Source organism: Xenorhabdus szentirmaii DSM 16338 (assembly GCF_002632585.1).
In the GTDB taxonomy this organism is placed as follows: domain Bacteria; phylum Pseudomonadota; class Gammaproteobacteria; order Enterobacterales; family Enterobacteriaceae; genus Xenorhabdus; species Xenorhabdus szentirmaii.
On sequence record NZ_NIBV01000001.1, the window covers coordinates 766,240 to 778,033 of the forward strand.

Sequence of the window (11,794 nt, forward strand, 5' to 3'; positions counted from 1 at the left end):
TAGATAGTATGTCTGAAATGACTCCTCGTGAAATTGTCAGTGAACTCGACAATCACATTATCGGCCAGGATAAAGCGAAACGTGCTGTTGCCATTGCTCTGCGTAATCGCTGGCGCCGTATGCAGCTGGATGAATCCCTGCGTCAAGAAGTCACACCCAAAAACATTCTGATGATCGGCCCAACCGGTGTTGGTAAAACTGAGATTGCCCGCCGTCTGGCAAAACTTGCCAATGCGCCTTTTATCAAAGTTGAAGCAACTAAATTCACCGAAGTCGGTTATGTTGGCAAAGAAGTTGACTCCATCATCCGCGATCTGACGGATGCCGCAGTGAAAATGGTTCGCCTGCAATCTATTGATAAAAACCGCTATCGTGCTGAAGAGCTGGCAGAAGAACGCATTCTGGATGTTTTGCTGCCACCGGCGAAAAATAACTGGGGCCAGTCTGAAACCCAATCCGAACCTTCTTCAACCCGTCAGGCATTCCGTAAAAAACTGCGTGAAGGCCAGTTGGATGATAAAGAAATTGAAATCGAGCTTTCTGCTGCGCCAGTCGGTGTTGAAATCATGGCCCCTCCAGGCATGGAAGAGATGACCAATCAGTTGCAGTCTATGTTCCAGAATATGGCAGGACAGCGCCAGAAAAGCCGTAAACTGAAAATCAAAGACGCCTTCAAGCTGCTGGTGGAAGAAGAAGCGGCAAAACTCGTTAATCCTGAAGAACTGAAACAGCAGGCGATTGACGCAGTTGAACAACACGGTATCGTCTTTATCGATGAAATCGATAAAATTTGTAAACGCGGCCAATCTTCTGGTCCGGATGTTTCCCGTGAAGGTGTTCAGCGCGATCTGCTGCCATTAGTCGAAGGCTGTACAGTGTCTACCAAGCATGGCATGGTCAAAACTGATCACATCTTGTTCATCGCTTCCGGTGCATTCCAGGTTTCCAGTCCTTCTGACCTGATCCCAGAACTTCAGGGCCGCCTGCCAATCCGCGTTGAATTGCAAGCCCTGACGACGGAAGACTTTGAACGCATCCTGACGGAGCCTAATGCTTCTCTGACCGAACAGTACAAAGCATTGATGGCGACCGAAGGCATGAATATTGAATTCACGGAAGACGGCATTCGTAAAATTGCGGAAGCGGCATGGCAAGTGAATGAAACGACTGAAAACATCGGCGCACGCCGTCTGCATACTGTACTTGAGCGCATGATGGAAGATATCTCCTTCAATGCAAGCGAAAGCCAGGGGCAATCAGTTTCAATCAATGCTGACTACGTCAAAGAGCATCTGGATGAACTGGTTGCAGATGAAGATCTGAGCCGGTTCATTCTGTAATACCCCCCTCTGAGGGACAATGTTTTTCGGCGCATTGGATAACTAAATACACATACGGCGAAAAATAGTAACAGAAATCAAAATGGGAGACTTTTTGCCTCCCATTTTTTTTATTTCAATGTTATAAAATCCGTCATAGTCTAATCACTGCCAACTATTATGACCAAGAGTGACCATATGAGCTCAACAACGTCTATCAGTCGGATGCAAGCATGGCTGGAAAGCTTACGCCCCAAAACGCTCCCATTGGCAGTCACTGCCGTCATCACCGGTTCAGCCCTATCCTCATGGACGGGGCACTTCAAGTGGCCAGTGGCTTTGCTGGCACTGCTCACCGCCACAATGTTACAAATTCTTTCTAACCTCGCCAACGATTATGGCGATGTCACCAAAGGCAGCGACACAGAAAAACGGATTGGCCCAATGCGCGGTATGCAAAAAGGGCTAATCACCGCAAAGCAGATGAAGAATGCATTGATGATCACTGTGCTGCTTTCCTGTCTGTCAGGCATTTCCCTCATCATTGTGGCCTGTAATAACCCGAGCGACATGATAGGTTTCCTGCTTCTGGGATTACTGGCGATTGCCGCCGCGATTACGTATACCGTGGGAACTCGGCCATATGGTTATATCGGGCTTGGTGATCTTTCAGTCTTGATCTTTTTTGGCTGGCTGAGTGTTCTTGGCACCTATTATCTGCAAGCCAATACTTTTTCCCTGAACACCATTCTGCCCGCAACGGCATGTGGTTTACTCTCGGTTGCCGTTTTAAATATTAATAACTTGCGCGACATAGAAAGCGATCGCCAAAACGGAAAGAATACACTGGCGGTCAGGTTAGGCGGAAAAAAAGCACGTTATTACCATGCCGTATTGATAATCGGGGCGATTGCCTGCCTTGTTGCTTTTAAACTGTTATATTTGACCGGCTGGCTCAGTTGGTTATTCCTACTTGCCTGCCCTTTGTTGTTGCAGCACCTGTTCCAGGTCCTGAATGATCCGACACCTGAAGGCATGCGCCCTAAACTGGTACAAATGGTTAAAGCGGCATTATTGACCAATGTGCTATTTTCGATTGGATTGGTACTTAATTAGGCGAGTAAACATCAATTTTGTCCACACGTTTTAAGATTGATGATTTTGCCAACGCTAGCGTTAAAAGGATATACTGTGCGTTCCTTGCATAAACCAGACGTAAATCCCATGAAATATGATACTTCCGAACTTTGTGATATCTATCAAGAAGATATAAACGTGGTAGAGCCGCTATTCTCCAACTTTGGTGGGCGTACTTCATTTGGTGGTCAGATCATCACGGTGAAATGCTTTGAAGACAATGGCCTCATTTACGATTTACTTGAAGAAAATGGGCATGGCCGGATTCTGCTCGTTGATGGCGGTGGATCGGTACGCAAGGCACTTGTTGATGCTGAATTAGCTCAACTTGCCACCAATAATGAATGGGAAGGCATTGTCGTCTACGGCGCAGTGCGCCAAGTTGATTACCTTGCTGAACTTGATATCGGTATTCAGGCCATGGCCGCCATTCCTGCTGGTTCTAACAGTGAAGGAATAGGAGAAAGCGATATTAGGGTGAATTTCGGTGGCGTGACGTTCTTCTCTGGCGACTATCTCTATGCCGACAATACCGGCATCGTATTGTCTGATGTCCCGCTGGAGATTGATGACGACAGCGATGAAGATGATGAGATGTAAGCTCCATCACCTTTGATTGAGCATGTAAAAAAGGGCGTAATCATCCGCCCTTTTTCAATTAATCCGCCGGATACCTTATTGTACGTCTTCCATTTTACCCAGCAGAGTACGCAAACGTTCTTGCCATGCTGATTGTTCTTGTTTGAGCTGCTCATTTTCACGAATCAGTGCTTCACGGCTCGTTGTCGCATTTTGGACATCCTGAGATAACACTGTGTTCTGCTCTTTTAATTCTTCAATTTCCATCTGTAGCAAAGTGATAGTATCAATCGCTTGCTGAACTTTAGATTCTAGCTTCTCAAAAACTTCAAATGACATTCTCGGGGCCCTCTTGTAAGCAATGCCTTGATTGTATTTAGCCGATTAGCGCCTGTCTAGTTTCATCCTTTCAATGTGCAGTATAACGCGAAATATAGCGACTAAAGCAAAATGTATATGAGATCACATTTAAGAGCTGAACAAAACCAAAATCAAATGCGAATTCGCTCATTTTGTTGACGCAACACGCAGATTTCAATTTCGCTATTTCTCGTTTACGCGCATTAACGATAAATTCACAGGAACCTTTTTCTTAACATATAAGAAAGGACTAATAATTAGTCTTTTCCCTGTACTTTTTTATAGGATATAGAAATGAGCCAGACCACAGCGCCAACATTATCAGGTCAATGCATTTCAGAATTTCTAGGCACATCACTGCTCGTTTTCTTTGGCTTAGGCTGTGTTGCGGCTGCCCGACTTGCCGGTGCACAACTAGGCTTATGGGAAATCAGTATCATTTGGGGCTTTGGTGTTGCCCTCGCTGTTTATCTTACGGCCGGTATTTCGGGTGCTCATCTTAACCCGGCCGTGACGATTGCCTTATGCCTATTTGCCAATTTTGACAGAAAAAAAGTGCTGCCTTATATCATTGCCCAGATGCTAGGTGGGTTTGTCGCGGCCCTTTTCGTCTACATGATGTATTACAACCTTTTCCTGGACTATGAGCAAGCTCATAACATTGTTCGAGGCTCTCAGGAAAGTCTCTTTACCGCGGGTGTTTTCTCTACTTACCCAGCCACACAGATTTCCGTTTTACACGCATTTATCGTGGAAGTTATCATCGCCGCCGTTTTGCTATGCTTAATCATGGCGCTGACAGATGACGGGAACGGTCTTCCTCGCGGGCCTTTAGCTCCTCTGTTAATTGGCATTCTTATTGCTGTCATTGGTGGCTCATTTGGCCCTCTAACCGGGTTTGCCCTGAATCCGGCCCGTGATTTTGGCCCTAAATTGGTTGCTTATTTAGCAGGCTGGGGGGACATTGCCCTGACGGGAGGTAAGGATATCCCTTACTGCCTCGTTCCGCTAACAGCGCCTATTGTCGGTGCAATATTAGGTGCGCTGGGTTACCGGAAATTGATTTCTCGCCATTTACCTCGCGAGGTTTGAGTTTGTCATACTACATTTATATTTATGACAAATTACCTAAACAATAAAACAATAAAAATGAATGAATAAAACCAGGCTATAATTATGACCACAGAAAATATTACTGAAAAGAAATACATCGTCGCTCTGGATCAGGGCACAACCAGCTCACGGGCTGTTATCCTTGATCATGATGCTAATATTGTCAGCATCTCACAACGCGAGTTTCCGCAAATTTATCCCAAACCAGGCTGGGTAGAACATGACCCAATGGAAATCTGGGCAAGCCAAAGCTCAACATTGGTTGAAGTGCTGGCAAAAGCCGATATCCGTTCTGACCAAATTGCCAGCATTGGTATTACCAACCAGCGGGAAACAACGATTATCTGGGAAAAAGAGACTGGTAAACCTGTTTATAATGCGATCGTATGGCAATGCCGTCGTACAGCAGACATTTGTACCAAGCTGAAACAAAAAGAAGGCCTGGAAGAATATATCCGCCAGAATACAGGGCTAGTCGTTGATCCCTACTTCTCCGGAACCAAAATTAAATGGATTTTGGATAATGTTGAAGGTGCCCGCCAACGTGCCGAAAATGGGGAGCTGTTATTCGGAACCGTCGATACGTGGCTGGTCTGGAAAATGACTCAGGGGCGCGTACACGTCACCGATTATACTAATGCATCCCGCACCATGCTGCTCAATATCCATAATCTGGATTGGGATCAAAAAATTCTGGATGAATTGGCGATCCCTCGCGTCATGCTGCCAAAAGTCGCTGCATCTTCAAAAATTTATGGTCAAACCAATATCGGCGGTAAAGGAGGGACACGTATCCCTATCGCGGGCATTGCAGGCGACCAACAAGCCGCCCTGTACGGCCAGCTGTGCGTTCACCCCGGCATGGCAAAAAATACTTACGGTACAGGTTGCTTCCTGTTAATGAATACAGGCACTGATGCTGTTCGTTCCAATCATGGGTTGCTGACGACCATCGCCTGCGGACCGCGTGGCGAAGTCAACTATGCATTGGAGGGGGCGGTATTTGTGGGTGGCGCGTCAATCCAATGGCTGCGTGACGAACTGAAAATCATCGCTGATGCTACCGATTCAGAATACTTCGCGACCAAAGTAAAAGACAGCAATGGTGTTTATGTTGTCCCTGCATTTACTGGCCTTGGCGCACCTTATTGGGACCCTTATGCCCGTGGCGCTATTTTCGGACTGACACGTGGTGCAAACAGCAACCATATTATCCGGGCGACTCTGGAATCCATTGCTTATCAGACCCGTGATGTTCTTGATGCAATGCAAGCCGATTCAGGAACGCGTCTGCAAGCGCTGCGCGTAGATGGTGGTGCTGTTGCCAACAATTTCCTGATGCAATTTCAGTCTGATATTCTCGGCACACGTGTGGAACGCCCTGAAGTACGTGAAAGTACTGCATTGGGAGCGGCTTTCCTTGCTGGTCTGGCCGTTGGTTTCTGGCGAGATCTGGATGAAGTGAAAAGCAAAGCAACAATTGAAAAAGAATTCCGCCCCAGCATCGAAACGACTGAACGCAATCATAAATATAATGGTTGGAAAAAAGCGGTTGTACGTGCCCAGGAGTGGGAAGATCGCGCCTGATTTAACCATCAGACAAACAAAAGCTCTGACATTGCAACGATGTCAGAGCCTTTTTAATGAACATCCTCTTTCTGCGCAGAAAAGAGATATCAAAAAGCAGTATGCTCTTGCCGCTGCACCCGCTGGGAAATAGGCAACCAGCAGAACAAAATCAACAGCGACATAGTAAACATCAACATACCGACACTGAATTGGCTATTTTGCGGTAACATCGCCGATAACCATGTCACGACTCCCGAACCGACATTCTGGAAGCCACCAACTAAAGCACCAGCAGCTCCGGCCAGATAAGGGAAGGGTTCCATGGCGCCTGTCGTTGCCAACGGAAACAACATCCCTGCACCAAAAAAGAAAAGAGCAGCAGGCATTAACAGCGTCCAGATATTCATTATGCCGAACCAGCCAGGTAACCACATCAGTATGCCGGCTGATAAGCAACAAATGACAGAGCTCCACATAAGCCGATAAAATGTTTTACCTTCACGCCCTGCATACCATGCCCCAAAAAACGCAGCAGGGATCGGCAAAATAAACAAAATGCTCACGGTTAAACTATCCAGCCCCAGCACCGCTCCCATCAACACACCGCTGCTGGCTTCAAAAACCGCGACACCCGCCAATCCCCCCACAAGCATAATTAAATAAGCAACGAAAGAACTATGCGAAAGCAGCTGATGGAAAGAGGCCAACATTGAGCTATGTTTCGTTTGGTCGGGCCGCGTTTCCGGTAAATAACGGAATAAACAAAAAGCGACAATACACCCCAACATCAACAAAAATAAATAGCAAGCTCGCCAGCCAAAATAGTGCGCAGCCAAACTGCCAATCATCGGGGCAACCAGAGGACTCACCAATACTGCCATATTCAGCAGACTATTAGCATAACGCAGAAGTGTGCCGGTATATAAATCCCGTGGCATAGTACGCACCATCACCCCCGCAACTCCTGTTCCCAATCCCTGGAAGGCACTGGCTACCACCAACATCGACAGGTTGGGAGACAATAATGCACATACCGTCGCAATCAAAAAAATCGACATTCCCGTCAGAATGACCGGACGACGTCCGATTTTATCGGATAGTGGACCATAAAAAAGTTGTGAAAACCCATATGAAAACAGGTATGCCGCCATGACCCTCTGAACTTCACCTGCCGGCTTCCCAAGATCCTTAGCGATATCTGCAATGACCGGCACATAGATTGTTTGGGTCATCTGCCCGACAGCAGCCAGAGCAATCAACATCAACAATAAATTAAAATGTTCTACTTTTCTCATCGCATTTACATACTGTCGAAAAAAAATATAATTATTGATTGCCCAAATCTATATTTTTTCCCGATAGTATACAATTCCATAAGACTAAAATATGGCAGTCAAATTCCCCTTTATTGTCAATAAAAATGTACATATCAGTCCAGAATACTCGCCAGTTTGCAGTCAATCTGACTGTGACACGTAATCGATAATGCTATTTCAGGCAATCACGTAAAATCTCTCCTTGATCACCGTTCAAACAGTGCTAATTCCACCTATTGATTCCCATTGTATTAATTTCGTATTGATTGGCATCATCATTGTGTAGAGAGGTTACTCGTAATGGCAAACTGGGTTACAGGAAAAGTTACCGACATAACCAATTGGACTGATTCACTTTTCAGCATCAAGGTCCACGCACCAATTGAAAAATTCACAGCCGGACAATTTGCAAAACTTGCACTCGAAATTGAAGGTACACGCATCCAACGTGCATATTCTTACGTCAACTCGCCCAATGACAATAACCTTGAGTTTTACTTAGTCACTGTACCTGAAGGAAAGCTCAGCCCCCGACTGGCAACCTTAAAAGCCGGAGATGAGCTTTTGGTTACAGAGCAGGCTGCCGGTTTTTTTGTCCTTGATGAAGTCCCTGACAGCCAAACACTTTGGATGATTTCAACGGGTACAGCCATTGGCCCTTATCTTTCTATTCTTCAGTTGGGGGATAACCTGGATAGATTTGAAAACATCGTTCTTATTCATGCTGTCAGATGGGGCAAAGACCTCAGTTATCTCCCCATAATGAAAGAATTAGAAAAAAAATTTCAGGGCAAGCTAAGAATACAAACTATCGTCAGCAGAGAAAAATGGCCGGATTCACTGATGGGCAGAATTCCGGCATTAATTGAAAATGGCGAACTGGAAGCTGCCGTTGGTTTACCCATCCAAGCAAGCAGCAGCCATATTATGTTGTGCGGGAATCCCCAAATGGTCAGAGATACCCAACAATTACTGAAAGAGCAACGCAACATGACAAAACACCTGCGCCGCAAACCCGGCCATATAACCAGTGAGCAATACTGGTAATCAGCGTCTTGAGGCAGGTTTCCCGGCAGAAATATAATCTACCATTTCTGCCGCCTCACCAAAGCGATTGGCGCCTTCAATCCCCCGGAACACACCACAATCAAGAGCCATCATCACTAAAATCAACGTTGGCACAAAACGGCCAATCCCCCATTGCCATATTGGCGCCACAGCACTCCAATCAAAGGATAACAGCGCCCAAGCCAAGACCAGCAATAATACCCAGCCCCCTCTTTTATTACGATCATGCAGGCGTTTCGAAAAAATTGCCGCCGTTGGATAAAATAGTAAAACAACCGCTGCTATCGCATAATTAATGGGCAGAATGTGCATTCCGTGCAGTGTCAGGAGAATTAAAATCAATGCGAAGCAAATACCAATGCCAATCCAAAACTCCCGTCGACCAATTCGGCCTTTGAATGAGAATCCCCATTGTTGTAATGTCATGTACTCTTTTCCAATTGTAGATGCTGTTTTTCCAGCCGTTAACTCAGTGAGTAAAAAGATGAAAACAGGACTAAATAAACTTCTGGTGACAATATTAATCTCTTTTGGCATTGGTTTACCATTATCTGCCCTTGCGGGTGAGGTTTCTGTCACACCCTTCACTGACTCACGGCTGATCTATCTCATGCCCAATTCGCCCACCTTTGAAGTCACAATTCCGGCCTTCAGGGAAAAATACAACAAAAACCACCCCGAAATACCATTGTATGAATACCGCGTCGTCGCGAGTAAAAATATTTCTCTGCCGTTTATCCGTGCAGCCAGTAAAATCAATGAGAAAATCTACTCTTCAGCAGTACTGGAACGGGGTAGTGAAAAAATCAAAAGCCTGCAAATTACAGTGCTGCCCTCGGGAAATAAACAAGAAGATGAGAAAAATCTTCTATTGGCGCAACAGTATATCGTCGCCTTAATCAATCAATTTGAACCGACTCTGACTATTGCGCAGGCAAAAATCCAGTTAGAGAAGCTGTTGAAGACCGCCGAAAGTCATTCTTCTTTCAGCCAAAAAATAGGGGCAATGCGTTATATCATCGTAAACAGCAGCGAAAATATAATGACCTTCGCAATTGAACCGATTAAGCTATCACTATCTGATACCTTAACAAATGAAAATTAGTGACACAGCGCAGAGCTATTCCCGTCGATGATCTTTATACTGTCGGGATTCCGCTTGCAAGGAATGGCATAAGCCATAAGCGCCATTCCGGCAAAGAAAGCGTATTAATTCAGTTCGCAATTTGATTATTTTCTGGTTGGAGGGAAAAAACATGCGACATCCACTCGTTATGGGTAACTGGAAATTAAATGGCAGTACCCACATGGTTAACGACCTGATTGCAGGCCTGCGTGAAGAATTGAGCAACGTTGACGGCTGTGGCGTCGCTATTGCACCACCAACAGTTTATGTTTCTCTGGCCAAAAATGCACTGGCCGGCAGCCGAATCGCCCTGGGTGCCCAAGATACAGGCGTGAACCTTTCTGGCGCATTCACTGGTGAAACGTCCGCTGAAATGCTGAAAGACGTCGGTGCGAAATATATCATTATCGGCCATTCTGAACGCCGTACTTACCACAAAGAAAGCGACGAGCTGATTGCCAAGAAATTCGCAATCCTGAAAGAACAAGGTCTGATCCCTGTTCTGTGCATTGGTGAAACAGAACAAGAGAATGAAGCGGGCCAGACCGAAGCTGTTTGTGCACGCCAAATCGATGCGGTCTTGAACACGCTGGGTGCAGAAGCATTCAAAGATACCGTGATTGCCTACGAACCTGTCTGGGCGATAGGCACGGGCAAATCTGCAACACCTGCGCAAGCTCAAGCCGTTCATAAGTTCATCCGTGATCACATCGCAAAACAAGATGCCGCTATCGCTGAACAAGTGATTATTCAATACGGTGGTTCTGTCAACGCCAGCAATGCCGCTGAACTGTTCACCCAACCCGATATCGACGGTGCACTGGTCGGTGGCGCATCCCTGAAAGCCGATGCCTTTGCGGTGATCGTTAAAGCCGCTGCTGAAGCCAAAAAAGCATAATTTGGCATTCATTCGCCCAACCGCCACGAGATAGCTCGCGGCGGTTAGCAGCGGTTAACAGAATCAGCTGCCAGCCCTTTTAGCGGCGAATAATTTCATCAAAAACACCCCCTGTCGCAAAATGTTTTTTCTGTGCGCTATCCCAGCCACCAAAGACATCATCAATCGTAAAGAGTTTTAAATCAGGGAAAATAGCATGGTATTTCTTTGCGATGGCTTTATCACGGGGACGATAGTAATTTTCAGCCGCAATTTCCTGTCCAACAGGCGAATAAAGATATTGCAGATATTCCGTCGCCAACTTGCGCGTGCCTCGCTTATCAACCACTTTATCAACAACAGCCACTGTTGGCTCAGCCAGAATGGAAATGCTGGGTGTGACAATTTCAAATTTTCCTTTCCCCAAGGCATTAATCGCCAGCAACGCTTCATTTTCCCATGCAATCAATACATCACCAATCCCACGCTCCACAAACGTATTTGTCGCCCCACGAGCCCCTGAATCCAGCACTTCAACATTTTTATACAATGCTTTCACGAACGCTTTGGCTTTGGCCTGATCCTGATTGTTATGCGCTAATCCATATCCCCAGGCCGCCAGATAATTCCAGCGGGCGCCACCCGACGTTTTCGGATTCAGCGTCACAACAGAAACTTCGGGACGAATTAAATCAGACCAATCTTTTATCTGCTTAGGGTTGCCCTTTCTCACCAAGAAGACAATCGTTGATGTATAAGGCGCTGAATTATCAGGCAGACGTTTGATCCAATTTTTATCAATCCTCCCTCGCTCGGCAATAGCATCCACATCAAACGCCAGCGCCAGCGTGACAACATCCGCCTGAAGACCATTAATAACAGAAGTTGCCTGCTTGCCAGAGCCTCCATGTGACTGCCGGATTTTCACATTATCTCCGGTTTTGTGATGCCAATATTCACTGAATGCCTGATCATATTGCTGATACAGCTCACGGGTCGGATCGTAAGAAACATTCAAAAGTTGAACCTCTTTTGCCCACACACTGTTTCCCCACAGACTGCACATCAAGAATGCTGCTATTACGATGAACTGCCTCATTGCAGAATATTTTTCAGCATCCCGTCTTCCTGACGGTCTTGCCTTTATAATGATTGCGTTCATAACCACGGTGATCTGCTCCCCTAAGCTATTATGATTGGAGTTTTCGTCATAAGAACTGACAGAACCACAAAAGCTGACAGAAAGAGTTATTACGCTGAAATAATTTAAAATTTCTGCTTATACACAAGGGGAATATGGGAAAGCAGACAGCCACCTGATATGGCTGTC

At 45.9% G+C, this 11,794-nt stretch carries 12 protein-coding genes; 8 read left to right on the plus strand and 4 right to left on the minus strand.

Annotation, left to right across the window (positions count from 1 at the left end; translation table 11 throughout):
• Positions 1-8 precede the first annotated feature (8 nt).
• The 3 genes from hslU to rraA all read left to right on the plus strand — a co-directional run bounded on the left by hslU (position 9) and on the right by rraA (position 3,056).
• Positions 9-1,340 (plus strand): ATP-dependent protease ATPase subunit HslU, encoded by a 1,332-nt coding sequence (gene hslU, locus Xsze_RS03665; RefSeq protein WP_038240005.1) that lies wholly within the window; start codon positions 9-11, stop codon positions 1,338-1,340.
• A 177-nt stretch (positions 1,341-1,517) separates the two neighbouring features.
• On the plus strand, positions 1,518-2,435 hold the full coding sequence (locus Xsze_RS03670) for a 1,4-dihydroxy-2-naphthoate polyprenyltransferase (protein WP_038240003.1): 918 nt from the start codon (positions 1,518-1,520) through the stop codon (positions 2,433-2,435).
• 108 nt (positions 2,436-2,543) lie between these two features.
• Positions 2,544-3,056, plus strand: a complete 513-nt coding sequence (rraA, locus tag Xsze_RS03675) for a ribonuclease E activity regulator RraA (RefSeq protein WP_038240114.1) — start codon at positions 2,544-2,546, stop codon at positions 3,054-3,056.
• A gap of 75 nt (positions 3,057-3,131) precedes the next feature.
• Here rraA and zapB read toward each other — a convergent pair whose 3' ends face one another.
• The gene (gene zapB / locus Xsze_RS03680) at positions 3,132-3,374 is read right to left on the minus strand and encodes a cell division protein ZapB (protein ID WP_038240000.1); all 243 of its coding nucleotides are present in this window, start codon (positions 3,372-3,374) and stop codon (positions 3,132-3,134) included.
• A 315-nt stretch (positions 3,375-3,689) separates the two neighbouring features.
• Here zapB and Xsze_RS03690 point away from each other — a divergent pair, with 315 nt between their 5' ends.
• Together Xsze_RS03690 and glpK are read left to right on the plus strand one after the other, a co-directional pair.
• Complete coding sequence (locus Xsze_RS03690) at positions 3,690-4,487, plus strand: MIP/aquaporin family protein (RefSeq protein WP_038239985.1); 798 nt, start codon at positions 3,690-3,692, stop codon at positions 4,485-4,487.
• An 84-nt stretch (positions 4,488-4,571) separates the two neighbouring features.
• Positions 4,572-6,095: a glycerol kinase GlpK gene (glpK, locus tag Xsze_RS03695; protein WP_038239983.1), complete on the plus strand. Its 1,524-nt coding sequence runs from the start codon at positions 4,572-4,574 to the stop codon at positions 6,093-6,095.
• A gap of 89 nt (positions 6,096-6,184) precedes the next feature.
• Here glpK and emrD read toward each other — a convergent pair whose 3' ends face one another.
• Entirely contained in the window at positions 6,185-7,372 is a 1,188-nt protein-coding gene (emrD, locus tag Xsze_RS03700; protein ID WP_038239981.1) for a multidrug efflux MFS transporter EmrD, read from the minus strand.
• A gap of 321 nt (positions 7,373-7,693) precedes the next feature.
• On the opposite strand from emrD, the gene fpr reads away from it, so the two are divergent.
• Positions 7,694-8,440, plus strand: coding sequence for a ferredoxin--NADP(+) reductase (fpr, locus tag Xsze_RS03705; protein ID WP_038239978.1), 747 nt, complete (start codon positions 7,694-7,696; stop codon positions 8,438-8,440).
• On the opposite strand, the gene Xsze_RS03710 is transcribed toward fpr, so the two are convergent.
• A complete protein-coding gene (locus tag Xsze_RS03710; protein ID WP_038239976.1) occupies positions 8,441-8,887 on the minus strand; it encodes a DUF805 domain-containing protein in 447 nt (148 codons plus the stop codon).
• A gap of 58 nt (positions 8,888-8,945) precedes the next feature.
• Here Xsze_RS03710 and Xsze_RS03715 point away from each other — a divergent pair, with 58 nt between their 5' ends.
• Both Xsze_RS03715 and tpiA read left to right on the plus strand, forming a co-directional pair.
• On the plus strand, positions 8,946-9,566 hold the full coding sequence (locus tag Xsze_RS03715; RefSeq protein WP_038240112.1) for a DUF1454 family protein: 621 nt from the start codon (positions 8,946-8,948) through the stop codon (positions 9,564-9,566).
• A gap of 151 nt (positions 9,567-9,717) precedes the next feature.
• Positions 9,718-10,485 carry a triose-phosphate isomerase gene (gene tpiA / locus Xsze_RS03720; RefSeq protein ID WP_038239974.1) on the plus strand — a complete coding sequence of 256 codons (768 nt, stop codon included), beginning with the start codon at positions 9,718-9,720 and terminating at the stop codon, positions 10,483-10,485.
• A 79-nt stretch (positions 10,486-10,564) separates the two neighbouring features.
• Here tpiA and Xsze_RS03725 read toward each other — a convergent pair whose 3' ends face one another.
• Positions 10,565-11,530, minus strand: a complete 966-nt coding sequence (locus Xsze_RS03725; protein ID WP_422645797.1) for a sulfate ABC transporter substrate-binding protein — start codon at positions 11,528-11,530, stop codon at positions 10,565-10,567.
• Positions 11,531-11,794 lie beyond the last annotated feature (264 nt).

What these genes read in the sequence shown, in the direction of transcription:
- hslU (WP_038240005.1), top strand. Translation starts at nt 9, where the DNA reads ATGTCTGAAATGACTCCTCGTGAAATTGTCAGTGAACTCGACAATCAC.
- Xsze_RS03670 (WP_038240003.1), top strand. Translation starts at nt 1,518, where the DNA reads ATGAGCTCAACAACGTCTATCAGTCGGATGCAAGCATGGCTGGAAAGC.
- rraA (WP_038240114.1), top strand. Translation starts at nt 2,544, where the DNA reads ATGAAATATGATACTTCCGAACTTTGTGATATCTATCAAGAAGATATA.
- zapB (WP_038240000.1), bottom strand. Translation starts at nt 3,374, where the DNA reads ATGTCATTTGAAGTTTTTGAGAAGCTAGAATCTAAAGTTCAGCAAGCG.
- Xsze_RS03690 (WP_038239985.1), top strand. Translation starts at nt 3,690, where the DNA reads ATGAGCCAGACCACAGCGCCAACATTATCAGGTCAATGCATTTCAGAA.
- glpK (WP_038239983.1), top strand. Translation starts at nt 4,572, where the DNA reads ATGACCACAGAAAATATTACTGAAAAGAAATACATCGTCGCTCTGGAT.
- emrD (WP_038239981.1), bottom strand. Translation starts at nt 7,372, where the DNA reads ATGAGAAAAGTAGAACATTTTAATTTATTGTTGATGTTGATTGCTCTG.
- fpr (WP_038239978.1), top strand. Translation starts at nt 7,694, where the DNA reads ATGGCAAACTGGGTTACAGGAAAAGTTACCGACATAACCAATTGGACT.
- Xsze_RS03710 (WP_038239976.1), bottom strand. Translation starts at nt 8,887, where the DNA reads ATGACATTACAACAATGGGGATTCTCATTCAAAGGCCGAATTGGTCGA.
- Xsze_RS03715 (WP_038240112.1), top strand. Translation starts at nt 8,946, where the DNA reads ATGAAAACAGGACTAAATAAACTTCTGGTGACAATATTAATCTCTTTT.
- tpiA (WP_038239974.1), top strand. Translation starts at nt 9,718, where the DNA reads ATGCGACATCCACTCGTTATGGGTAACTGGAAATTAAATGGCAGTACC.
- Xsze_RS03725 (WP_422645797.1), bottom strand. Translation starts at nt 11,530, where the DNA reads ATGTGCAGTCTGTGGGGAAACAGTGTGTGGGCAAAAGAGGTTCAACTT.